Origin of the sequence: Paenibacillus sp. (assembly GCF_035645235.1) — a bacterium.
In the GTDB taxonomy this organism is placed as follows: domain Bacteria; phylum Bacillota; class Bacilli; order Paenibacillales; family YIM-B00363; genus Paenibacillus_AE.
Genome location: NZ_DASQMZ010000132.1, coordinates 24,875 through 49,992 on the forward strand (window position 1 = coordinate 24,875; position 25,118 = coordinate 49,992).

A 25,118-nucleotide genomic window follows, 5' to 3' on the forward strand; every position below is an offset into this window, starting at 1 on the left:
GAAAGGAGCCGCCCCTCGGGCGCCGTTCGACGACGGCTCGAGGGGCAGCCCTGCTTTGTTACTTGCCGCATTGCTTACTTACCAAATCGATTTCATCCGATACAGCTCCAGCGAAACCAAACGGGCCTCGCCGCCCTCGGCGAAGATGCGCATCCCGCGGCTGCCGGGGTCGGGAAAGATGAGATCCGTCATGACAACTTCGCCGTCGTTCGCGAATACCTCGATCGAAGACCGATCGACGAACAATCGCAGCTTGACGCGGCCTCCACGCGCAGGCGCCGGAGCTTCGTGCCGGCAAGGGAAGCGCTCGTGAAAGCCGACGTCTCCCGAAGCCGAACGGTCCAGAAATAGGACGCCGCGCGCCGCGTCGTACCCGACGACCGTTCCTTGCCCTTCGCCGGACCGTACGGCGAACCCGAACGACTCGGCGTCCCCGGGCTCGAATTCCGCTTCCACCTCGAACCGATCCTCCGCCAGACGGTCCAGCGGATTCGCCGAATCCGGCCGCAGCGTCGACTCGCCAAGCCGAAGCACGGGCTCCCGCAGCGTCTCCAGCTCCGCGACCGGCGATTGGGACAGCGCGACGTCGCCGTCCGGCCGCGTCCGCAGCGCAAGCTCGCGCGGCAGCGTCATCGCGCCGCGCCACCCCTGCCCGCCGGTAGGGGTCTTGTCGGCGTACAACCAGTTGCTCATCCAACCGATAAACAGCCTCCGGCCGTCCTGCGCGGGCACGTCCGACCATGTTACCCCGGCATAGTTGTCGCGGCCGTGTTCGAGCCAGCGCACCGTCTCGGGCGCGTCGTCGTTCGCGAACCGTTCGCCGTCGAACGTCCCGATGAAATACTGCGTGCGGGAGCCTTCCGGCAGCTCCGGATTCGGGCCGATGCTGACGAGAAGCACCCACCTCCGCCGCGCCTCGTCGCCGTCGATCGGCAGCTCGAACAAATCCGGACATTCCCATACTCCGTCATGCGAGCCTTCCGTCACGCCGAATTCGCTGCCGAACGTCCAGTCGATTAAATTGTTGGAATGGTAAAACACGACCCGGTCTCCGGCCGCCAGTACCATCCCCCACCGCTTCCGCGCTTCATCGCGAAACAGCTTCGGATCCCGGTAATCTACGAACCGGCGATCCTCTAAAACCGGATTGCCCGCGTACATCGTCCAGCTTCGCCCTTTGTCCGAGCTGTACGCCAAGCTTTGCCGCTGCAATACGCGGCCTTCGACCTCCGCATGATGCGTAAACATCGCCACGAGGCCCGACCCGCCGTCGAAGAAGCCGGTCGCGTCGTCGCGGTCCACGACGGCGCTGCCGGAGAAAATCGCCCCGTGTCGGTCCGGAAACAGCGCGATCGGCAGATGCTCCCAATGCACTAAATCCCGGCTGACGGCATGACCCCAGTGCATCGGGCCCCAGAAGGCGTTATGCGGGTGATGCTGGTAAAACAAGTGATATTCGCCCTCGTAATACACCATGCCGTTCGGGTCGTTCATCCAAGCCGAAGCCGGCGAGAAATGAAATTGCGGCCGGTACGTATCCTGATCGCTCTTTGTCTGCAGCAAGTTCTCAGCTCCCTCTCGTCGGAAATTGTCGTTCTGGATAGGCGGGGGTCATTTCCCAAATGTCTATCCGCACGCTATCGATCGGACCGTCCGCCCACAGCCGCAGCCCAATGGCGTCGGAACGGGACGGATATGTTCGCGTCGTGAGGCTCTTACGTCCGTTCGCGTAACACTCCACCATGGAACGGTCCACATACACGATCAGCGTCAACGGCTCCCCTTCCGTCGAGAAAGCGCCGCCCTGCACGCCGCCGATGCGCTCCGACGCGTCGAGCGTCGACCGCGTGCGGTCGACCTCCAGCCGTTCCGTCGATGCGTCGTACGCGAGCAGTGTCTCTTCCTCGCCGCCGGGAGACCGCCGGACGGCGAGCCCGTAGCGCATCGCCCGAACGCTCTCGAACGTACACCGAATTTCCAGGGCATCGCCCTGCACGCGCTCGAGCCGTTCGTTCATCGGCTCCAGCGCCCCTCGCGCCTCGAGCAGCTTCCGGCCTCGGAGCAGCCGAAGCTCCTCGATCGGCTCGAAGCCGAGCCGCCCGTCCGGGCGCAGCGTCAAGGATACCGGCAGGCCGGCTCCGTGAGACCAGCCGCAATCGTAATCGATCTCCGGCGTCCGTTCCCCCTGCGCGATCGTGAACAGCAGCGCGCGCCCCGTCGCCGGATCGATCATGCCGCTGGGCCCCGTAAAGTGAAAGTCGCCGACGTCCATCAGACCGGGCTCGTCATGGTCGGGAACGAAGCGGCATACGTCCCGGTTCCATTCGCCGATCCAATAGTTCACCTCGACCTTGGCGCCTTCGCCCCAGGGACATATCAGCAGCACATGCTTGCCGGACGGAACGTGCCTTCCGTCCTCGAGCTTCGGCAGCGGCAGCAGCACGGGCAGCTCCCACATGACGCCGAGGTACGGATACTTCTTATAATCGCTCACGAACAAGGGGCCGCGGTACGTCCATTCGGAAAAATCGCCGGCGGACGTATAGACGAAGGCGGTGCCGCCTCCGTCGGGCTCCCCGGTGCCCGCTCCGACGAGCATATACCAGACGCCGCCCTCCTCCCACACGAACGGGTCGCGGAATTCGCCGAATAAGCCCTGCCCCGGCCGCTGCTCGACGACCGGCTTCGGGTGCTTCGTCCACTGCGTCAGCTCGCCGTCCGCCGGATCAACGCTTCGCGCGAGGGCGACGGATTGCGTCGGGAACGCCGAGAAATCGCCGGCGGTATAAAACAGAACCGGCTTCCCGTCCGCATCGAGGCAGGCGCTGCCCGACCAGACGCCGTCGGGGTCGAGTCCCGCCTCCGGCTCCAGCGCGGGCGGCGCGTCCCGCCAATGCGCGAGATCGTCGCTCACCCAATGCCCCCAGTAGATATGATTCCAAAACGGCCCGCGCGGGTTGTACTGATAAAACAAGTGATACCGGCCGTTGTAATACAACGGCGCATGCGGCTCGTTCATCCAATGCGCCGGGGCGCTCAAGTGGAAGATCGGCCGATGGTGGTCGTTCGCGCGCTGCCCCCGAATTTCGGCGTAATCCTCCGGCGGAATCGGCGGAGCGACGCCGCCGTGCGGCGCAAGGGCTTCCCGATACGCCGACGAGATTTCCCCCGCGGACAACGGTCGGTCGTACAGCTTCAACTCGTCTAGGAGTCCGTCGTAATGGTTCAGCCGGAACGCCTCCGCCAGCACCGCGGACTTGTTGTTTCGGCCGATCAGCAAATCGCCGTCGTACGGCGTCACGACCGCCGCCCCCCCGAGCTCGAGGCGGGCGGCCTCGACGCAGTTCAAGTACAGCGCCATCGTCCCGCTGCGGCCGTCGAACGTCGCGACCGCGAACGACCAAGCGTTCAGCGGAATCGGGCGATCCTCGCACCGGAGCTCATGCCAAGCCCCGCCGCTTCCCAGCTGCAGCGCCCAAGCGCCGTCCCGCAGCAAGCCGAAGACGTACCCCCGAGCCGCTTCCCGGTCGTGGTGGTCGAGGACCGGCGAGACGCGCCCCTCTTCCCCGCGGCCGTACGTCCGCGGCGCGAGCCAGACGCTGACGGAGAAGCCGTCCGCCGGCGTCCGGATCGAGGCGGCCGGCCGACGAACGAACGTGGAATACCCGTCGAACAGCAGGGCGCCGCCGTTCACGCCTTCGCGGCGAATCGGCTCGACCGGCAATTGATATTTGCCCTTGCGCAGCGCGAACTCGATTTCGTCGCGAACGCCGCCGGCGACGTCCGCCGCGGCGAAGCCCGATCGCTCGTCGAACGGCCAGTAGGCGATAGGACGTTGTCGTTCCCGCTCTTTTTCTACGTATGGCACCGCCGCTCTCTCCCTCCCGAAGCTCCTTTACTTCTGCGCTTGCAAATAACGGTCGTACCCCGCCTGATAGACGGCCAGCAGCTCTTCGATGCCCATCTTCTTCAGCGTCTCTTGGAAATTCGCCCAATCCGCTTCGACGGTGCCCTCGAGCAGCCATTGCGCGCGCATCTTGTTGACGTACGCCGAGATGTCCGGCTTCAGGCGGTCGATCGTCCGCAGCTCGTCGTCGAGGAAGAAGATGTTCGGATAACGCTCGTCTTCCATCTGCGGGACGTACATTTCGACGCTGTCCTTAATGCGCTGCGCCGCGCGAGGCTCGATATAATCGACCTGATCCAGGTGGTCGTACAGCAGCAGCCCGATGCCGTTCGTAACTGCGGAGCTCTGCCGGAATTCGCCCGGGTTTTCCACCGTCTTCGGGACGAGCTTGCCGCTCGCGTCTTGCTCGAACCAGACGCCGATCGGACCGAAGCGCGCCTGCGCCGCCATCGTCGGCTCATAGAAGCAATCGAGCCAAGCCGCCGTCACTTCCGGATGCTTGTTGTCCTTCGTGATCGTGACCCCGTCGCGGCCGAAGCCGCCGCCGTTGTTCCACTTCACGACCATGCCCTCGAACGGCGGCACGAGCACCCAGTGCTCGCCGCGCTCCGGCCCGACGACGTCGTTCTTATCCCACCAGATCAGGGAGCCGATCGTCTCGTCCTCGGTTTTCCCGCGGGCGAAATACGTGTCGTAGTCGTGCGTGAACGCATCGAGATCTACGAGCCCTTCCGCGAACCATTGGTGCAAATAGGCGGCCGCTTTCTTATACCCCTCTTGTTGGGGAGCGAACTGCACCTTGCCGTCGACGACGTTCAGGTGGTCGATATAGGTCGGGTTGCTCGGCCGGTACGTCTTATCCGGCACGCCGAACGCGCCGAACAGCACGCCGATGTCGCCCGTCCAGAAATTGTCGATGTACGTGAGCGGAATTTCGTCCGCCTTGCCGTTGCCGTTCGGGTCCCGCGTCTTGAAGGCGCGCAGCACCTCGGTATATTCGTCGATCGTCTTCGGCATCGCAAGGCCAAGCTTGTCGAGCCACGCTTTGTTCAAATACAGGAAGTCGGGATTCGCGCCGATCTCCTCTTGCCCGGAGCCGAACTCCTCCCCTTGCGGCAGCGTATAAATATGTCCGTCCGGCGCCGTCAGCGACGCTTTAATGTCCGGCCTTGCGTCCAGGATCGCCTTCAGGTTCGGCATATGGTTTTCGATCAGGTCGTCGAGCGGGATCAAGATGCCGTCTTTGCTGTACCGTACCAGCTCGCTGTCCGAGAACCGGCCGCTGAAGAAGAAATCCGGCAGCGTGCCGCTGGCCAGCAGCAGGTTGCGCTTTTCCAGGTAATCCGTCTCCACGATCGTTTCCCAATCGATATGCACGTTCGTCTTCGCCTCAAGCTCCTTGATGAGCGGCTGTTCGTTGAAGTCGCTCGGCGCGAGCGGCGGCCGGTGCGCAACCGCTTTCAAGGTGACTCGCTCCTTCAGCGGGAACGCGACGGCGCCGGTTTCCGACGTTCCTTCGCCTTTCGTCTCGCCGGCCGGCTCCCCGGCTTCCGCGCTCGCGTCGTTCGGCTGCTCGTTGCCCCCGCTGCATGCGGCGAGCGTCATCGTCATGCCGATTGCCATGGATAAGAAGAGTGCCGTTCTTTTTTTCATAGATCGTAACCTCCCTATATTTGTTTTCTCCATAGAAGTCTCGCCACCGCTGCAAAAGGCCGTTCGGTCGGCCGAACGCGCATTCCCCCTCTCCCTGAGACGGATCGTCATCCCTTGACCGAGCCGATGAACACGCCCTTAACGAAATACCGCTGCAGGAACGGATACAATAGTAGCAGCGGCAGCGCGGCCACGATGATTACGCCGTATTTGATCAGCCCAACGATCCTTTGCTTCTCCAGCGCGGTCTGGATGTCGTCGATGAGACTGCCGGAGGGCTGGTTTTCGATCAGGATATTGCGCAATATGAGCTGCAGCGGATACTTTTCGCTGTCGTTCAAATAAATCAACGCTTCGAAAAACCCGTTCCATTGCCGCACGACGGCGAACAGCACCAACACCGCGATAATCGGCTTCGATAGCGGCAGCACGAAGCTCCAGATGTAACGCATATTCGTGCAGCCGTCCATGTTCGCCGCTTCCCGGATTTCCTCCGGCAGTCCTTGGAAGAAGGTGCGCGCGATAATGATGACGAACGCGTCCACCGCCGAGACGAGCACGACCGCCCAAATCGTGTTCATCAGGTGCAGGTTTTTCACCAACAGGTACGTCGGGATCAGCCCGCCGTTGAAGAACAACGTAATCGCGAAAAAGATCATGAAGACGTTCCTGCCGTAAAAGTCTTTCCTCGACAACGGGTAGGCGGCCATGATGGCCAGCGCCGTGCCGATCAAGGCGGACAACGCCGCGTAAAGCAGCGAATTCCGGTACCCGATCCAGATCGCGGCGTCGCCGAAGATGCGCCGATACCCTTCGAAGGTTATATCCCGCGGCCACAGCCACACGGCCCCGGCGGCGACCCGGTTCGGATCGCTGAACGAAGCGATCAAGATGAAATACAGCGGGTATAAAATTAGGAGCGTGAAGCCGATCAGCAGCGAATAATTCAACACGTCGAACGCTAGATCGCTGCCTGACTTCCGTTTCAAGCTCGGCATCGTCGATCCCCTCCTTAAAACAGGCTGTTGCCGTTCATCTTCTTTACGGCTTGATTCACCATAACGAGCAGAATCAAGTTAATGACCGCGTTAAACAAGCCGATCGCCGCCGAGAAGCTGTACTGCGCACGTTGGATGCCGATCTTGTACACATAGGTCGGAATGATTTCCGAGGCGTCGACGTTGACGTCCGTCTGCATGAGGAACGCCTTCTCGAAGCCGATATTCATCAAGCTGCCGATCGCTAAAATAAACATGATCAGCACGGTCGGCGCGATGCCCGGCAGGTCGATATGGCGGACGCGCTGCCACTTGCTGGCCCCGTCCACGACGGCCGCCTCGTGCAGATGCGGGTCGATCCCCGCGAGCGCCGCCAAATAGATGATGGAAGCGAACCCGGTGTTCTGCCACACCTCCGTGAACACGTAGATCGGGCGAAACCACTCCGCCTTCGCCATGAACAAGACGGGCTCGCCGCCGAGCGCGACGATCAAGTGATTGACGATGCCGCTGTTCGGGGACAGGAATACGTACACCATCCCGATCAGCACGACGGTCGAGATAAAATAAGGCGCGTAAATCGACGTCTGAATGAACCGCTTCAGCTTCTGCTGCGCGACCTGATTGAGCATGAGCGCGGCGAGAATCGGAATCGGGAACGCGATAAGCAGCAGCAAGCCGCTGAGGATCACGGTGTTCCGTAAAATTTGCTCGAAATTGTACGATTCGAAGAAGGTGCGGAAGTGTTCGAAGCCGACCCAGGGACTGCCCCAGATCCCAAGCGCCGGGGTGAAGTCTTTAAAGGCGATCGTTACGCCGTACATAGGGATATACCGGAAAATAAAGAAGTACGCGACCGGGAACGAGATCAGTGCGTAAAGCTCCCAGTTCGCCGCGATGCGCTTCGCCGCGCGTCTTGCAGTAAGCATGTCGTCAACCTCCCGATGGGTGCCGTCGTCAAGATGCCCGAATTACAATTGAAACGTTTCAAAATCATTTTAATAAAATTACGTCGTTTCGCCGGGTCGAAATTGGACGGGAATGCGCACCGTCTCTTGCCCGACATGATCCCCGTCGATCTTCTTTAGCAGCAGTTTGACCGCCGTGCGCGCCATCTCCTCGACCGGCTGCCGGATCGTGGACAGGACGGGATGAAAGTACGGATGATCCTGAATGCCGTCGTACCCGATGACCTTCACATCCTCGGGCACCCGCCTCCCGACCGTCTTCGCCGCCTCGATAAACATCGCCGCCGCCATGTCGGTAATCGCGAACAAGCCGTCCGCATCCGCGTGCTCCTCCAGAAACGCACGGTAGAAGCCCGCGTCGTCCAAACATTTGTCCGGCCCTTCGTACACGATAGGATCGATCCCATGCAGGGCGGCCTCATGCACGAAGCCTTCTTTGCGCTGCATCGTATCGCTGTACACCACCGGCCGGCTTCCAAGGAACGCGGGCTTCTTGGCTCCGGCTTTGAGCAGCTCGCGAAGCGCGATCCGCCCGCCCTCGTAATTGTCCGAGGTGACGCATGTAATCGCTTTCGCAAAGTGCCGGTCGATGCTGACCAGCGGAATGTCGGCGCTCACTTCGTCTTCGATATGGTTGTACGTAATGCCGACGACGCCTGCGACTTTGTTTTGCAGCAGCATATCGAAGTAGTACAGTTCCTTCTCCGGTTTGCCGCCGCTGTTGCACAACATGAGCTTGAAGCCGTGCCGGTCGAGCTCGTCTTCGATATAATACGCCAGCTCCGAGAAGAACGGATGCCAGATGCTCGGGAGCAGCAACGCGACCATCTTCGACTTTTGCATCTTGAAGTTGCGCGCCACTTCGTTCGGCACGTAATTGAGTTGTTCGATCGCGGCCAGCACCTTGTCGCGCGTATGCGGCTTGACCGAGCCGATATTGTTGATGACGCGGGACACCGTGCCGACCGCGACGCCGGCGAGGCTCGCGACGTCTTTAATGCTGGACATATGAGGCCCTCCGAAAGATCGCATTCTCGTTATGATTTGGATTATAGCACCTCTTTGGAAACGTTTCAATAAGTTTTTTTGAAACGTTTCAAATCCCTTTGCGAAAAGACGCCCCGAGGCCTCCTTCCCGGCATCGGGGCGTCCCGCATACTATTCGCAAGGAAGCTGCAGGGTTAACCCGAGGCTGCCCAGCGTCAACGTCAACGTTCCGGCATCCGCAAAATGCGCCTCCAAGTTCCAAGCTTCGCAAAGGAACCGGCAAGGCGCGATCTCCTCGATTTCCACGTCCACGCTTTGGCACAGTTTCTCTTTCATCCGAATCGAGACGATTTCCATCTGTCCGTCCTCGATGATCAGTCTGCCCTTGCCCCTGGAATAGCTCAACCGGAACGCGTCGAGTTGCATTTCGAATGCGTTTTTGACGTCCGGCCTCGCTCTCGGCCGTTCCGCCGGTTTGTCCTCCTTCGCAACCGCGGGCGCGCTTGCGACCTGCGCGAGCTCTCGGCCGCCGCCCTCCGGTCGTTCGGCCTTGGCTTCCTCCAGTACCGACTCCGCCGCGGCCAACGCCGGGTACTCGGGTAAATCCGCGCGTTCCAACCCGAGCGAAGCCCGCTTCGCCTCGGCTTCTTCGTAGTGACGCCGGGCGGTATCCGCAGCCTTCGGCTTTCCTTCGCCGATCTCCCGATCGGCCTGCCGGTATTTACAGGCTAGCCACCGTTCCTCCGCAAACCGTTTCTGGCGGCCGTCGAACAGCTCCGATTCCGCGACCCGCTCGTAAAATTGCAAGCAGTCGACGTCCCTGCCCAACCGCTCGAGAACGGCGCCCGCCGCTTCGAGCGGAAGAACGTCCGACCAGAGCATGCCGTCGCTTAACAGATAAGGGCGAACGTGCTGCAGGATGCCGCTCTTCTCCTTCACCGACAACGCCGGCAGGAGCGAGGAATTCGCCAGAGCAATGTATAACGTATAATATACGGAACGGATGAACGAGGGGTCGGTATCGATCAGCTTTCGGATGCGGCGCACGTCGGCCATCGTCCGCTGCTGCAAAAACTCGGAAATCTCCTTCCATTGCCCTTTCTCCACCGCGGCCTCCAGATAAGCGCCGGCCGCTTCGCGCAAGAGCGGATGATCCTGCTTCGCCAGCTCTAAGAGCAGCGGCTTGAATCGGTTCATTCCCTCCCCTTGACGACAGAGCGTTAAACAGGAACGATAGTTTTTCTCGTTCAGAAAATGCTCATGCAGCAAATCGAGATCCGTCTTCGTGAAGCCGGTAAGCCCGCCCTCCGCAAATTGCGCCGCGAGCGTAGCGGTTTTGGCTTCCTTATATAATGCCGTATCCATCCGGCCTGCGCGCTCCCAGCTCCGGATCGCTTGCTGGTAATCGCCGACCTGATAATGCAGCTTGGCGAGATGCTGCTGTTCCAGCTCCACGCCCCGGTACGCCAAATCCATGACGAAACGGTGAATGGCCGGCCACAGCTCCCGGCTTTCCTCCGAAGGCACGAGGGCGGCGATCGAGGCGACGATATCCCTTACGGCGTCGTGCCAGTTCGCTTCCGTCAAGAGTTCCGGCGACGTATCCGATTTTTGCAAGATCGACGCCGTAATCTTGTGGGCGAGCTGCGGCGTCTTCGGACCCGTTACGTATTCGGCTACGGCGTACTCCAGCTGTCTGCGCGTCTCCGCCGCTTCCTCCCCCAAACTCAGAATGCTGTCGTATTGCTTGCCCCTCCAATAGCATTCTAATGCATACGTCGATAAACCGATTTTCCGGTACAATTCTCCCGCTTCTCCGTAGCGTTGTTCCAGCTTCAACGCGTAAGCGCGAGTTTCGTTCGTCTTGTATTCGTCGTTCAGGGTTTCGTAGGATAAAGCAGCCGCCCGCAGCAGGAAGGGGTCCGATTTCGCCTTCCCCTCCCGCTCGTATTTTTGCGCGATGTGCAGCATATCCTCTTGGTCCTCGTTCCAATTCTCGAACACCCCGGGCTGCATCTGGCACAGTTGACCGGTCCACAGCTCTCCGTTCCGCTTCATCGACGAACGAAGAAGGTCGGCGGCGTCCGTCTTTGTCGCGAACGACCAGAAGTCCTCGATAGATTGCTGCGTATCCACGATATATAACCGCTTCTTCGGGCGGCTGATCGCGACGTAAAGCTTATTAATGTAATATTCCATGGTCAAATGCTCGTCATGGCGGTCGGAGGCGCCGACCGCTCCTTCCAGCTCCTCCAGAGGGCTGAAGGTTGCGTGCTTGCCGAATCCGTACACGACGACGCGCGAAAATTCCAATCCCTTCGCGCGAATCGCGCTGACCACGTTTTGCGGAACGCCGGTTTCGTCGGTTCTCACGATCGTGCTGAGCAACGGATCTCGGCGGACGAATTCGACCTCCTCGCCCTCGTCGCAAGGAAGAATGATCGTGATGTCGGAATTGTTCTTCAGCGAATCGGCCAACTGCCCGTCGCTGGTCGTAAACCAGACCGGCCGAGGGGAACTCTCCTCGTTCATCCACACGGCTTGGGGCTTGATTTCATATTGTTGAAACAGCGCGGACCGAAGCAGCTGCACCAAATTGCTGAATTTGACGATGTTTTCCGTAGAACGATAGTTATAGCTTAATTCGTGATAGTTCATATCCTTCATCTGCGACTGCCGGGCCGGGTCGAGCGCCTGGACAAATTTCACCACGAAGGAAGACTTTACCGCGCTCCAACGAAACCCGGTCGGATTCAAGGTTTGGAACGGGTCTCCGGCGAAGACGAACGGCACCCGCGCCAGCATCTGAGGAGACAGCTTTCGGTCGGAAAAGATCGACAAGCGCATCAGCATCTCCAATTCGATTCTGGTAAAATCCTGCACTTCGTCCGCGAAGATGGCCGTATACCGGGGCTGGATCCGATCGTGCCGGAACAGATGTCGAATGAGGTCTTGGTCGTCCCACAGGCCGTCCTCTCTCAGGCCGCGATACCACGACGACCATACGCGCTCGAAAATGAGTTGGTATTGCTCCAGCGTGATCACCCGCTCATCCTTCGACAGCTGCTCGTAATCCGAGGGCTCTAAGGAATCGTCCGCATCGTACCCTTTAACGAACGTGCGGATCACATGCCAACTTAAGTCCGGGGGATACTTGCCCGCATGTTTGTCCATGGCGAATTTCTGGTGCCACAGCCGCTTAAAGGCGGAGTAGTTCACGTAGCGCTCTTCCGGAAATTCGCCTCGCTCCTGGGGCTCGAGCAATCCGAAGAGAAATTTCCGATAAGGGGAAAACAGCGGCTCTATGGCCTTCCGGCTCGGAGGGGGGACTGTCGCCGCGTGCGACGCGGAATATTGCTTGCCGACTAAGGATTGCACATTGCCGATCGCTTTCTCGATCAGCTCTTCGCTGAAGGCTAAGTATAGCGGCTTGATCGACGCTTCGCCGATGTCAAGGTAATGGCGGACGTAATCCGCGTACAAGTATTGCAGAATGGTCGATTTGCCGCTGCCCGCTCTGCCGTTGATAAAGAGCGGAAATCCCTCCATGCGGTAGGCCGATTCCAATATTTGCGACTCTTCCGGGGAAAGCGCGAGATTGGCCACTTCGTCCTTTTCCGCTTCGGCCCATTTCTCCTCGTGAAAGAGCAGTTCGTATAAATAAGCCCTCGAGGATTCCTTCAACACATCCTCGGGAGCGAGGTCCTGGGCGTCGCTTTCGAGAATATGCTCGTAGGTTTGCTTGATTCTTCGCGCTTCCTCCCGTTCTCCCCGCCGATACAAGCCAGCCAAGAACACCCTGCGCAGCGCGGGAAAATAACGGTACACGACGACGAGATCGGTCTGAGGGATCGGCTCCTCCTGTGCTTCGGAGAGGCCTTCTTTGTCGAACACGATCGTCAGTAGATGCTTGGCGATCATAATGTATCGCAGCTCCACGGATTTTTCCTTGCTCCTCGCCACCCACAAAGGGCTCTCCAGCACGAATACGTCTTTGCCTTCTTCCGAGGTGCGGGCCATGACCTCCCAGAGATACGACATCTCGATCTCCGACGGGTCCTGTTTCGCGATCGCGGTTTTCTTGCTGACCCCCTCCAACCACGTCCGCAGCAACTCGTCGGTTACCATCGGCGTCAAGTGCTGCTCGCCGTACGCCCTCGCATCCGCCGTCAGCTTCAAATATTCCTTGTCTCCCCGGACGAACAGCCGGTAAAACACAACGACGACATGCTCCCCGAAGACGCGCTCTCCGGCGATCAACCGAATCTGTTTTTCGAATCGTTTCTTGAGATAAGGCGGGGGGAAGTTACTGAATAGCGTCGTACGTTGGTCGCTTTCGATCCGTTGCTTCCAGCTCTCCAACTTGTCTGCATATGCGTGTCGTTCGGCATCCTTGCGGCATTGCTCCGTCATATAAACGAATAAAGCCATGCATCGAGCTCCCTTCTATCGAGCAAACCGCCTCCGTTTTCCATTCTTTATACAAATATTCTATGATTCGGGACATTATACTCAGGCATTTAGGGAGTCTCTGCTACCTTCGTCGCAAGCGACGTTATCTAATTTTTCGCTTCCCTCGGCCGGTTGAAATCGTTTACCATTAGAACGAGGTTATGAAAATACGAAAATAGGAGGCACTTATGCTAATCGGCATCCCTTCCCTGCTTTCCCCCGACTTTCTTAAAATGCTCATGGAGATGGGCCACGGCGACGAGCTCGTCCTCGCGGACGGCAATTTCCCCGCGGCGAGCCATGCGCAGCGGCTGATTCGCTGCGACGGGCACGGCATTCCGGAGGTGCTGGACGCGGTCGTCCGCTTCTTCCCGCTCGATCAATACGTCGAGCGCCCCGTCGCGCTGATGGCGACCGGTCCGGAGCATCCGTCCGAGCCGCCCGTCTGGTCGACCTACCGCGGCATCGTACGGGAGCGCTCGGGGAGCGACGCCGGCTTCGAGCTTGTGGAGCGCTTCGCCTTCTACGAGCGCGCGAAACGCGCTTACGCGATCGTCGCGACGAGCGAATCGGCGCTGTACGGCAACGTGATCTTAAAGAAAGGCGTAATTAAAGCGTAGCGGCGGTTCGAAAACGAACGGAAGCCGCCCCTCCGTCGGAGGGCGGCTTTTTCGGCTTTTTTTCCGGTTCCCGTAATATTCCAAAGGCGTTTGCCGCATCCTAAACAACGGCAAGTCATTCCAAGGAAAGAAGGGCACCGTCGTATGACTCAATCGCAGCAAACGATCCAGCAAGCGATTCAAACCGCGCAGCAAGCGCAGCAAGCCTTGACGCAAGCGCAGTCCAGCACCGACCCGCAGCAAATCCAGCAAGCGCAGCAGCAGCTGGCGCAGGCCCAGCAGCAATTGCAGCAGGCGGCTACGCAATTTGGCGCGGAGGCCACCGCGCAGGAGATGCAGCAGCTGCAGCAAGCGATGCAGCAAAGCCAGCAATCCGCGCAGCAAGCGCAAATGTCGACGCAGCAGCTGCAGCAGTCCGCGCAGCAGGTGCAGCAGTCCGCGCAGCAAGCGCAGCAGCAGCTCCAGCAATCCGCGCAGCAGGCGATCCAGCAAGCGCAGCAGCAGCTCCAGCAAGCGCAGCAACAGGCGCAGCAACAGGCGCAGCCGCAGTCGCAGTCGTCGTCTGTACCGTCGATTTAATATTTTCGCAAGGGGCTGTCCGCCGGACAGCCCCTTGCCTATGCGCGGCGGTCAGGGCTTACCGTACCTCGACGGCATAGGCGACCGTGAAGACTTCCCCGTCGCGTTGAAACTGTCCCCATATTTTATAAACCCCCGGCTTCGGGAAGGTGGCTTCGAAGGCCGCTGCCGGTCCGGAACCCTGCGCCTCTTCGGCATGGACGTGGACGTAACGCTCTCCGTCCTCCGACAGCACGACGACGTGTCCGATCGCGCCGAGGTACGGCTCGAGATCGGTCACCGGTTCGCCCGTCGCTCCGTCCTCGAGCGCAAAGGACAGCGCGGTCGGCGCCTCCGCGACCAGCCCATCCGCGCGCAGCGTCACTCGGGTGCCCGCGGCGACGGCGACGGCCGGCAGGTCGGCCGGCGCGACCGGCGCCGGCTCGGCCCGCGGCCCTTCCACGTCGACCCATGTCAGCTTCGTCATCGCGTCGCCGTTCGTCGGCTTGAAATCGGCGATGAGCCGGTACCTTCCGCCCGCGGGGAAGACGTTCGCGATCCGAAACTCGCCGTCGCCCTCGTATTCCGGGTGGATGTGATTGAAATACGACTGATCCTCGCTGACGACGATCAAGTGCAGCAGCTTCTCATGATTGACGTCGAACGCCTCGATCGGCGTTCCGTCATTGGCGCCGAGCCGCACCCGAACGATCGACTCGCCGCCGGCGGCGCCCTCGACGCTCCATTCGGCCTCCACCGTGTCCGACAGAAGCCGGTCGCTCTTCTCGATCGCGGCCTCGTCCTCCCAGGATGCGCCGGGGGCGCAGCCCGCCAGCGCAAGAATGCCCGCCAACATCATCGCAATGCCGATCTTATTCATATCGCAACGCCTCGCTTAATGGAGTTTTGGCCGCCCGCGAAGCCGGAGCGTAGCTGGCGAGCAAGCTGACCAGCAAGCCGAATGCGCAGACGAGCGTCAGGATGGTCCAGGATACGCCGAATCGGTACGTGAGCGTATTGACTTCGAGGAAGGTCGAGGTCATATAGATCAGAAGCACCCCGAAGACGAGACCGATAACGGTCGCGGCGAGCCCGATGCCGAAGCCCTCGAGCATCACCGTGCGGACGATTTGCCCGCGCGCGACCCCGACCGCCCGCATCATGCCGAGCTCGCGAATCCGCTCCATGACGTTCATCAGCATCGTATTCGCGAGGCCGATCCCCGAGATGACGATCGACAGCACGACGAGGAAGTTCACGACGCTGAACGAGCCCGTGTACGTCGCACCGATGATCGATACCCAATCTTCCGGTCCGAACATCGACTCGATGCGGGAACCGAACGTATCGAAAATGTTTTCCCGCAGCTGCAGCGGCGACACGCCTTCTTCCTTCAAGACGAGCGCGTTCCGTTCGTACTTCAGACCGAAGCTGTCGCGGAAGTGCTCCTCCGCCATGAACGCGCCGTACCCGTTGTTCTTCATCGTCTCGACGACGGAGACGACCTTAAATTCCTTCGGTCCTCGCAGCGTATCGAGCGTCAACGTCTCCCCGACGGCCCCGCCCCACACTTTGAACGCGACCCGGTCCAGGACGAGCTCGTCGCTCGTGAGGCTCCCGATCAGCTCGCTTTGCTTCTCCCCGTTCGCCGTGAACATAGGGAAGCGATCGATCCAATCCGCCCCGACGCCGTAGACGCCAAGCTTGCGCACATGCCCGTCGAGCGTCCATACCGCCGCGTATACCGGATACGTCTGCGCGTCGGCGACGCCTTCGGTTCGCTTGAGTGCCTCCAGGTCGGTCGGCTCGATATGGTGCAGCATGACGTCGAGGTTCCCGCCGTAAGAGGCGTGAATCACCCGCTCGTAGGTTTGAATCAACGCGGAATTCAGCGAGCTCATTAATAAAATCATCGCGATGCCGAGACACAGGATGACGGACGTTGCGGAGGTACGGACCAAGTTGCGCTCCAAATTGCGGGACGCCGCGACGCCGGCAAAGCCGAAGAGCAGCTTGTAGATCGGTTTCAGCAACGCGGCGAAGCCCCGGAACAAGTAAGGGAATACCAGCGCGACGCCGAGCAGCAGCGGCACGACGAGCAACAAGTGCTTAATGAATAACGCGGAGACGATCAGCAGCAAGCCCGCGGCCGCCCGCCAGCGAGGGAGCGCCGTCGATGCGCTTCGGCTTTCCTTCAGCGCGGCGATCACGCTCGTCTTGCCGGCGTTCCGAATCGGCGTCAGCGAGGCGGCGATCGGGACGATGAGGCCGGCTAGGATCGAGACGACGAGCCCCTTCGTCAGCTCGATGCCGCTCTCCTCATGGACGCCGAAGATCATAAAGATGGCGGCCTTCAGCAGCTGCGCGAGCCCAAATCCGATCAGGAGACCGACGACCGTGCCGACGGCGGACAGAAGAATCACCTCGTACAACACAAACCGCCGCAGTTGTTCCGGCGTGTAGCCGATCGTCTTCATGGCGGCGAACTCGTTCCTGCGTTCCTGAATGCTTACGTACATCGAGTTGAAAATGACGAAGGCGCTCAGCGCGATGCCGAGACATCCGGCGATGTACAGCGCCAGAAAGAACGTGTCGGCGCCCCGGTATTGCGCGTCGACGTCCAGCACGAACGGCTGCATGTAAATCGAGCCGTCCCGCATCGCTAGCGCCTTCAGCTGCGCTTCCAACCTCGCCTTGTCCGCCCCGGGCAGCGCCTTGATCTGTACGCTCTCGATCTCGCCTTCCCGGTCGAACCATGCCTGCACGAGCGGCAGCGGAACGGCGACCGTCCATGGGTGGTACTTCGCCATCGTCCAGCTGGACGGACCCATCAGGTCCACCGTATACGCGACGATCGCGTCGATGCGGACGGTCTGCACGCCCGTATCGGTGTCCAAGGCGATCGTGTCGCCTACGCTCGCGTTCCAGACGCGGGCCGTCCTGTCCGTAATGACGGCGCCCCCGCCGGCGAGCGAGCCCGAGACGACCTTGTACCCGGTCAGCGGCGTATCCAGCCGGCTGTACCCTTTCAGATCGACCCGCTTCTGGATTTCGGTTACGCGCTCGTCTTCGACGATCATCTTCGTCGCTTGCATGATCGTCGCGATCGCCGTCCCGCCTTCGACATGCTCGACGTCGTGCAGTACGTCCGCGGAGAACGTCGCGTCGGTGCCGTAGATCGAGAAATCCGCCTTGCCGAACGCTTCCTTGAGATACAGCGGGAACGCCTTCTTCGCGGAATCGACGGAGGCGATAACGGCGAAGGCGGAGGCGACGCCGATCACGATCGAGACGACCGTGAGCAGCGTGCGCAGCTTTCGGCGCATCAGGTTGCGCCATGCGATGTTCCAGAGGTTCATTTGCTGCCAGCTCCTTCCAAGACGGCGTCCTCGACGACCGCGCCGTCTCGCAGCGTAATGATCCGGTCCGCCGTCTTAGCCGCATGCGGGTCGTGCGTAACCATCACGACGGTGATGCCCTCTTCTTTATTCAGCCGCGACAGCAGCCGAAGAATGTCCTCGCCGTTCTTGCGGTCGAGGTTCCCGGTCGGTTCGTCCGCCAGGATCAGCGCGGGCTTCATGGCGAGCGCCCTCGCGACGGCCACCCGCTGCTGTTGTCCGCCGCTCAGCTGGGAAGGGAAGCTCGACGCCTTCCCTTCCAGGTTCACTTCGCGGATGAGCCTGTCGACGATTCTTTCGATGTCCGCCTTCGGCGTCCGGTTCGCCGCGAGCGCCAGCGCGATGTTTTCCGAGACCGTCATCATCGGCAGCAGCTGGTAGTTCTGAAACACGAAGCCGACCCTCGTGCGGCGGAACAGCGTCCGCTCCTTCTCGCCGAGCCCCTCCAAGCGAACCCCGTCGACGACGACGCTGCCGCTCGTCGGCAGATCGAGGCCGCCTAAGATTTGCAACAGCGTGCTCTTGCCCGAGCCGCTCGGCCCCATAATGGCGATGAATTCCCCTTTGCGAATCGCGACGTCCGCGTCGCGCAGCGCCGTAAAGTCGCCGGCCTCCAGCGCATACACCTTCGATACTTTCTCGACCGTAATCATTTCGTTCGACTCCTTTCGTTTCCGATCCGTTGTCCTTCTCGGTATGAACCCATCATAAACCGGAAGCGGCGCCGCCGACGCGCAAACGTTGACCCTTCGCCCGCAACGTTTTGCGCGTTCCGCGCAACGTCCGCGCCCCTCGCGCGCAAGCCGCGGACGTCGGTAGACGCATATGAAAAAAAGCCCTTCATCGCGAAGGGCTTTGATGCCGGTCGATCGATATTTCGTTATGTACCGTACCGTAAAACGCAGAACGCTAATACGACTCGTTGCATCCCCAATCCCGGTAAAACGTTACGGCGCGTTCCAGCTGGGCGCTCCACAACCACCGCATGTTCGCGCGCTCGTTCGGATCCACGCACCAAGAAGCCGCGACATAGAAGCATTGCAAGGCGGACAATCGGTAATCGGACAACGTGCGTTCCCAGGAGTAGTCCTCGACCCCGAATGCGACGAGCGAACGGTGATATTCGCGCAGAACGTCGAGCTCGAGCGCGCGCCGACGTTCCGGTTCCCACCACAAAACCATCATATAGGACAAATCGCTGGGCCCGACCCAGCTGGTGAGCGACCAATCGAACGGCTGCCGATCGATAAAGTAGATGTCGCCCGTACTGCCGTCCCTGGGCGTTAAGATGTTGCCGGGATTGGCGTCCCCATGCACCAAGGCGAATGAGTCGCCTGCTGCCAACCGTCCCGCCATTGCGTCCGGATGACGTTCGAAAACGTCCGACGCAGCGACGGCGTACGAGGGATCGATCCCGTCCCGGATCGCCTCGAGCAACGGCTCGAACCCCTTGCGCGCCTCGGCCGCATACCGATGCAACTGCCGTTCGTCGACGACCTCGTACCCCAAAGCCGCGAGACGGTCCGCCCCCCAACAAAGACTGTGAAGTCTGGCCAGCGCTCTCGCCGCCGCTTTGCCGTAAGCCGGCGTAGGCTCGACCTCCCAGTTATTGCGGTGGGTATCCGTCAAGTCCTCCAACAAGAGGTGGTACGACCGATCTTCATAGCCGGCATCGTAACATTTCGGGATCGGGACGCCGCTTTGCCCCGCGTAATCTTTCGTGTAATAATCGACTTCCGAACGTCCGAACGTCCCGCCCCCGCACAGCTTCAGGAATAAGCTCGCCGGCTCGCCGGCTTCGGCCCCTTCGTACGTCAACCGAACGCGATACGCGGTCGAATTGTCGGCTCCGAGCCGCTCCAAAGAGAAGCCGGTCGGGCGCGGTCCCGCCCCGGTACCGCCCCGTTGCAGACAGGCTGCGATATAATCGAGGTCGAACTGCTCGGGATCGGCAGGATCCGTAATTACGCTTCGTTTCATGGTGTTCCTCCCGTAGTCAAATCTTTCCGCTCGCGATCGCCGTTCATGAGTACAAATCCTCCGTCGGCAAAATTCCGAGCTGCTTCGCCTTCTTGATCGCCTCGACGCGCGAAGACGCGTGCAGCTTCTGGAACAGCTCGGTCAGGCCGTACTCCAGCGAGCGTTGGCTAATCATAAGCGTCTTCGAAATTTCCTTGTTGCTCTTCCCCTTGGCGAGCTCCCGCAGCAGCTTGTCCTCCTCCGCCGTAATCGTCGCCTCCTCGCGACCGGACTCGCCGGAGACGACGATTTCTTTGCGGCGCAGCTGCTTCAGCAGCGACATCGGCACGATCGCCTCCTTCCGGGCGGCGCAACGGATCGCCTGAATGAGCTGCTCCCGCGTCGACGTCTTCGAAATAAAACCCGATACCCCCGACTCCATCAGCAAATTGAAATGCGGCGCGATTTCGAAGCCCGAGTAAATCACGATGACGGCGTCCGGCACATACTCGAGCAGCTTGCGCGTCAAGTCGGCCCCGTTCATGTTCGGCATATATAAATCCAGCAGCATCACGTCGAATTTCTTCAGCCGTACGAGATCGGGCACGAGATAGACGTCCGTCTCGATCGTTACGTTCATGTCCGGCTCGGATTCGATCAGCATTTTCGTGCCTTCGACGACCGAGCGATGATCGTCTACTAGAAGAATTTCCATCGCAGTTCCTCCTTTTCTTATCCATTGGGGAAGCGGATCTCGACCCGAAACCCTTCCTTCGGCGCGGAGCGGAAGGCGACGCGCCCTTCGAGGCTCAGCACTCGCTTCTCGATGCCCGCGAGGCCCATGTGCCGGAACGAGTCCTCGTACGCGGACAAGTCCATGCCGACGCCGTCGTCGGCGTACGTAAACTCGAGACCTTCGTCCGCCTCGGACAGCCGGATGGAAACCTTTTCCGCCCGGGCGTGCTTGTTCGCGTTGTTCAGCAGCTCCTGCACGATGCGGTAGATGCCAAGGATTTGCTCCTCGTTAAGCCGATCCGCCGGCGTGTTCGCCGCGAACTCGATTTCGTAATTGGCGAACATCCGAGTGTACTCGAAGAGCCGCTTCAGCGACTCCACCAAGCCCATCTTCAGTAGGAAAGGAGGCCGCAATTCGTTGCACGTAATCCGAATTTGATGGATCGCGTCGAGCAGCCCCTCTTCGATGCGGACGAGCTCCGCCTTCGTCTCCGGCTCGAACGGCCGCAGCGAACGCAACGATTCCAGCTTGCGATACCAGATGATCAGATCCTGCAACACCGAGTCATGCAGATCGCTGGACAGCGTGGCCCGTTCCTTCTCGGACAGCCGGAAGAGCAGCCGAAGCATCCAGCGCGGCGTCTCCTTCGCCGACACGAGCTCCTCCATGCGTTTCATGAGGTCTTCGATCAGGTGCAAATTGTCATATAGAATCGTGACATACCGGACGGCCGTCTCGAGCCACTCCCGTTCGATCGGCAGCAGCTCCCGCTCCAAGCCGATTCTTAGATATGCCGGATGCCGCTTCTCCCCGATGAGGATCCAGAGGTCCTCGGGCATGCGGCGCGACGGCTCCGTGCCGTTCGGCACTTCCTCGATGGCGGCCCGTCGCGCGCCGAGCACGTCGCGAACCTCCTCGACGAGCCGCCGTTCGAGGTCGGATACCTTCATGACGTTCGCGAGATCGTTCGAAAATCGGCTGAGGCTTTGTTGCAGCGCTTTGTATCGGCGTTCGCTCTCGATGAGCTCCCGCTCCTCGGTCTTGCGCTTCGTGATGTCCTTCGCGATGCCGTGGATGCCGCTGAGGCCGCCTGAAAGCAAAATCGGCACGAACGTGATGCTGACGATTTTTTGCCCTTCCTTCGTCGGCGTCAGCCGGCATTCGAGATCTCTCGGTTTCCCTTCCCGCCGGACGGCGGCCAACGCTTCGTATACGTCCGCATGGTCTTCGTCGTAGATCGCGCCGAGAAAGCAGCGATTGGCCAGGCGTTCCTTCTTGATGCCGGTAATCGCCTCGAACGCGGGATTCGCGTCGATGAGGAAATACCCGTCGAGCTCGATCGAAAACACGCCGTCCAGATTGTTCTCAAACAAAGATTGATACCGCCGTTTGCTCTCCTCGAGCGCCTGCTCCGCCCGCATCTGCTCCGTCATGTCGATGCATAGGCTGTCGAGCCGCACAGTCTCGCCGTGCCGATCGAGGACCGGCCGCACGATCATCCGCATCCAACGCGTCTCTCCCTCGACGTGGATCATGCGAAGCGGGATATCGACTTGGATCCCCATGTCCAGCTTGCGCTTGACTTCCTTCATAAGCTTGTCGTTGTCGTCCGGATGAATGTGGTCGTGCATCCGTATCGGCCGGTGCATGACTTCCTCCCGCGGCAAGCCGATGAGCTTCTCCATGCTCTTCGACATGTACGTGTGCCTCGTAAACTCGCGATCGGTCGACCAGACGGCGGCGTTGACGTTTTCCAATATATTCTCGAGCAGCCGCTCGGCCTCTTTGCGTTCCGAGACGTCCCGCACGACCGCGACGACGTATTGCACGTCTCCGTTCGCGTCCAGCACCGGCTTCACCCGGGCTTCGACGTACAGCTCGCTTCCGTCGGCGCGAACGACGCGATACTCGACGACGCTGGCCGACTTCGTCCCGACGACGGTATCGAAACTTTCGCGCACGCGACCCCGGTCCTCCGCGTGAATAATGGCGAAGGCGTCGATTCCTTCGTAGCGTTCGATGCGGTACCCCGACATCTCCTCGAACGCCGGGGAGACGAAGCGGACGACCGCCTCGCGGTCCACCAGCACGATCGTGTCCGACGTATGCTCCGCGACGATGCGATGCCACTCGCCGTCGCCGCCGCCGTGCGCCGGATCGACAATGACCGCGTAGGCGACCGTTCTTCCTTCCGCGTCGACGACGGGGGATCGTCGCCGGCGCGCGAGCGACGCTTCCGGACGAGCCGCGCTCCGTTCGTACGCCGCGTTCCCCCACAGGACGCCGCCTTCCGGATCTTCTAAATAAACGGGCTCCTGCAGCCGCGAGAACAGCAGCTCAGCGCCGCGGATCGCCTCTTCGAGTACGCTCATGGTTCGCGATCTCCCCGTCCAAGTTAATCTTCTAGTCATTATAATGCATTCTGGGGCGTTGCATCGCGCAAAAATTCGGGGGCTCCCCGCAAGAAGCGCGCGCTCGCGCGGTTTTGCTCCGCGTACAACGCCTTGTAATATCCATTCGCCGCAAGCAGCTCCGCATGGGTTCCGCGCTCGACGATCCGCCCGCCCTTGACGACGAAGATCGCGTCCGCATGCAGCACGGTCGAGAGGCGGTGCGCGATCAGGATCACGGTCTTCCCTCGCCCCGCCTCCGCGATGGAGCGTTGCACCGCTTGCTCGCTTTCGTTATCCAGCGCGCTCGTCGCTTCGTCCAACAGCAAGATCGGGGCGTCCTTCAGAAACACGCGGGCAAGCGCGATGCGTTGCCTCTGTCCGCCCGACAGCTTCACGCCCCGTTCGCCGACTTCGGTGTCGTACCCGTCCGGCAACGCCTCGATAAATTCGTGCGCATAGGCTTTCTTCGCCGCCGCGACGACGTCCTCGTCGCTCGCGTCGAGCCGGCCGAGCCGGATATTGTCCCGAATCGAGCTGCTGTAGAGGAAGCTGTCCTGCGTCGCGACGCCCATCTGCGCCCGAATGCTCGCCAGGGAGACGTCCTTCACGTTCATTCCGTCGACGAGCACCTCTCCCCGATCCGTGTCGTACATGCGGGTCAGCAGCTGAAGGACCGTGCTCTTGCCGCCGCCGCTTTCCCCGACGAACGCATACGTCTTCCCTTTGCGCAGCGTGAAGCTTACGTCCTCGACGACGGGTCGGTCCGGCCGGTAACCGAACGAGACGCGGCGGAACTCGATCGACGCCGAGAACGGGGGAAGCGCGGGCGAGCGCTCGTTCTCCCGCACCCCGACGTCGGTCTCCAGAAACTCGAAAATCCGCTTCAGCGCGACGTCCCCCTCCGCGATGGCGGGGAACGCGCCGACCAGCGCCGCCACCGGTCCGCGCATCCGGTCCACGTATACGAAGAACGCGATTAGCGCTCCTAACGACAACGCGCCGTCGAGCACGTACAGGCTGCCGGCCAACACGACCAGGAACGGCGTCGCGTCGCTCAACACGTTCACGGCGGCGAGCGACACGGCGTTCGCCCTCGCTTGAGCGTCCGTCATGCGCTCGAAGCGGTCCAGATGGCGACTTAATTCCTCCCGGTCCTTGCGCTCCGACAGAAACAGCTTCGACAGAAACGCGCCTTGAATTTTTTCGAAGACGAACCCGCTCAGCACGGAGCGATAGCCCATCATCTGCTTCGTCGCTCGCTTGAGCCTGCGGGACAGCGCGTGAGCCGTGACGAATTGCGCACCGACGAGCGCCGCGGCAAGCAGCGTAAGCCGGACGTCCATCGTGAACATCATACCGACGACGAAGGCGAGCACGGCCAGCTCGATCCATACGTTCGAGAATAAAGCGGTCATGTAGCCCCGGATTTTCTCGACGTCGTCGAAAAACCGGGCTCCGATCTCCCCGCTCTTGCGCTCCGCGTAATATTTCGCGTCCAGCTCGTGTACCTTGCGGAAGGCGTCCTCCCGCAGCTCCCGGATGACGTTGTTGTTCGCCTTATGAAGGAACCATTGCCGGACGTACTCCATCGGGCCGCGCACGAGGAAGAAGGCCGCCAGCACGACCGCAGTGATGGACAGCATCTGCTGCAGCTTCTCCGCGTACGTGAGCGCGCCGTTCTGCAGCAGCTCGTCGAACATGTATTTGACGACGAGCGGCACCGCGAGCGGGATGAGAAATCGGAAGAGGCTCCCGACGAACCCGACGAAATACAGCGCCTTTTGTTTAGCCACATAGGGCCAAAACTTCCGAAGCCCGCGCATCACATCCATCCGAACGTCCCCGCGATCACGTCGAAGTTCGTTCGCTGCCGCTTCGAAAAACCAATGAGTTCTAACAATCTATCTCTGTTCATGGTTCGAACCTCCTTTATGGGTCGAACCTATCGTATCGCGAAGGGCGCCGCCCGAACGCGCAAACCTCTGCAGGCTCCCGCGCAAAAAGTTGCGGAGGTCCGCGCAAAAAGCTGCGCCGCCCCCGCAAATCAGCTTTAATCACTTAGGAACCAGAAAATGCGCATCCTGTTCTCTTCGCAGCGCCAACAACGCCGAATCGCCCTCGAGCTCCACTAGATCGGCGGTCAAAAGCGTACCGGCCGGAACGTCTCGCGTTAACTTCCGACCGGTCGCCAGATGGGCGGCGATCGGCAAGCCGTCGCCGATCGGGCCGGCGGGAAGCAGCGATGCTTTGAACGAAGGGTCTCCGTCCCCCCCGACGACCTCCCCCGCTTTCATCTCCCGCGTCGTCGTCTTGACCATATCGTAGCGAGGGCGGTAATCGTCCGTTCCCGTATGTAAGCCCAGGATTCCCGCGACGAGGAGAGAAATCGCCGTCTCCACGCCGCACAGATGGTACGGTCTGTAAATCAGCAATGCGTCGCCGGCGGCGTTCGAGATGCACCCCTTGAATCGAATGACTTCACGATTGTA

Annotated in this window: 17 protein-coding genes; 2 read left to right on the forward strand and 15 right to left on the reverse strand. The window is 60.7% G+C overall.

Annotation, left to right across the window (positions count from 1 at the left end):
* Window positions 1-78: 78 nt before the first annotated feature.
* From VEZ38_RS13085 to VEZ38_RS13115, 7 genes are all read right to left on the reverse strand, one after another.
* Window positions 79-1,560 (reverse strand): glycoside hydrolase family 32 protein, encoded by a 1,482-nt coding sequence (locus tag VEZ38_RS13085; protein ID WP_414694714.1) that lies wholly within the window; start codon window positions 1,558-1,560, stop codon window positions 79-81.
* A gap of 7 nt (window positions 1,561-1,567) precedes the next feature.
* Complete coding sequence (locus VEZ38_RS13090; protein WP_324894067.1) at window positions 1,568-3,868, reverse strand: GH32 C-terminal domain-containing protein; 2,301 nt, start codon at window positions 3,866-3,868, stop codon at window positions 1,568-1,570.
* Between the two features lie 27 nt (window positions 3,869-3,895).
* The gene (locus tag VEZ38_RS13095; protein WP_324894070.1) at window positions 3,896-5,560 is read right to left on the reverse strand and encodes an extracellular solute-binding protein; all 1,665 of its coding nucleotides are present in this window, start codon (window positions 5,558-5,560) and stop codon (window positions 3,896-3,898) included.
* 107 nt (window positions 5,561-5,667) lie between these two features.
* The gene (locus VEZ38_RS13100; protein WP_324894072.1) at window positions 5,668-6,558 is read right to left on the reverse strand and encodes a carbohydrate ABC transporter permease; all 891 of its coding nucleotides are present in this window, start codon (window positions 6,556-6,558) and stop codon (window positions 5,668-5,670) included.
* 14 nt (window positions 6,559-6,572) lie between these two features.
* Window positions 6,573-7,487 (reverse strand): ABC transporter permease, encoded by a 915-nt coding sequence (locus tag VEZ38_RS13105; RefSeq protein WP_324894074.1) that lies wholly within the window; start codon window positions 7,485-7,487, stop codon window positions 6,573-6,575.
* A gap of 78 nt (window positions 7,488-7,565) precedes the next feature.
* A complete protein-coding gene (locus VEZ38_RS13110) occupies window positions 7,566-8,534 on the reverse strand; it encodes a LacI family DNA-binding transcriptional regulator (protein ID WP_324894075.1) in 969 nt (322 codons plus the stop codon).
* 150 nt (window positions 8,535-8,684) lie between these two features.
* On the reverse strand, window positions 8,685-12,944 hold the full coding sequence (locus VEZ38_RS13115) for a hypothetical protein (protein ID WP_324894077.1): 4,260 nt from the start codon (window positions 12,942-12,944) through the stop codon (window positions 8,685-8,687).
* A gap of 209 nt (window positions 12,945-13,153) precedes the next feature.
* Here VEZ38_RS13115 and VEZ38_RS13120 point away from each other — a divergent pair, with 209 nt between their 5' ends.
* Window positions 13,154-13,585, forward strand: coding sequence for an RbsD/FucU family protein (locus VEZ38_RS13120; RefSeq protein WP_324894079.1), 432 nt, complete (start codon window positions 13,154-13,156; stop codon window positions 13,583-13,585).
* A 144-nt stretch (window positions 13,586-13,729) separates the two neighbouring features.
* The gene (locus tag VEZ38_RS13125) at window positions 13,730-14,164 is read left to right on the forward strand and encodes a hypothetical protein (RefSeq protein ID WP_324894081.1); all 435 of its coding nucleotides are present in this window, start codon (window positions 13,730-13,732) and stop codon (window positions 14,162-14,164) included.
* 58 nt (window positions 14,165-14,222) lie between these two features.
* Here the strand turns inward: VEZ38_RS13125 and VEZ38_RS13130 are convergent, their stop codons facing one another.
* From VEZ38_RS13130 to VEZ38_RS13165, 8 genes are all read right to left on the reverse strand, one after another.
* Complete coding sequence (locus VEZ38_RS13130; protein WP_324894083.1) at window positions 14,223-15,023, reverse strand: hypothetical protein; 801 nt, start codon at window positions 15,021-15,023, stop codon at window positions 14,223-14,225.
* Window positions 15,016-17,502, reverse strand: coding sequence for an FtsX-like permease family protein (locus VEZ38_RS13135; RefSeq protein ID WP_324894085.1), 2,487 nt, complete (start codon window positions 17,500-17,502; stop codon window positions 15,016-15,018). Before VEZ38_RS13135 ends, VEZ38_RS13130 begins: the two co-directional genes overlap by 8 nt.
* The gene (locus VEZ38_RS13140) at window positions 17,499-18,194 is read right to left on the reverse strand and encodes an ABC transporter ATP-binding protein (protein ID WP_324894087.1); all 696 of its coding nucleotides are present in this window, start codon (window positions 18,192-18,194) and stop codon (window positions 17,499-17,501) included. The genes VEZ38_RS13135 and VEZ38_RS13140 overlap by 4 nt, the downstream gene beginning before the upstream one ends.
* Window positions 18,195-18,450: 256 nt before the next feature.
* Window positions 18,451-19,521 (reverse strand): phosphotransferase, encoded by a 1,071-nt coding sequence (locus VEZ38_RS13145; protein ID WP_324894089.1) that lies wholly within the window; start codon window positions 19,519-19,521, stop codon window positions 18,451-18,453.
* 43 nt (window positions 19,522-19,564) lie between these two features.
* Window positions 19,565-20,215 (reverse strand): response regulator transcription factor, encoded by a 651-nt coding sequence (locus VEZ38_RS13150; RefSeq protein ID WP_324894091.1) that lies wholly within the window; start codon window positions 20,213-20,215, stop codon window positions 19,565-19,567.
* Window positions 20,216-20,232: 17 nt separating this feature from the next.
* A complete protein-coding gene (locus VEZ38_RS13155; protein ID WP_324894093.1) occupies window positions 20,233-22,608 on the reverse strand; it encodes a PAS domain S-box protein in 2,376 nt (791 codons plus the stop codon).
* Window positions 22,609-22,646: 38 nt separating this feature from the next.
* A complete protein-coding gene (locus tag VEZ38_RS13160; RefSeq protein ID WP_324894095.1) occupies window positions 22,647-24,422 on the reverse strand; it encodes an ABC transporter ATP-binding protein in 1,776 nt (591 codons plus the stop codon).
* 261 nt (window positions 24,423-24,683) lie between these two features.
* Window positions 24,684-25,118, reverse strand: a 435-nt coding sequence (locus tag VEZ38_RS13165) for an SAF domain-containing protein (RefSeq protein ID WP_324894097.1), incomplete at its 5' end; no start/stop codon positions are given.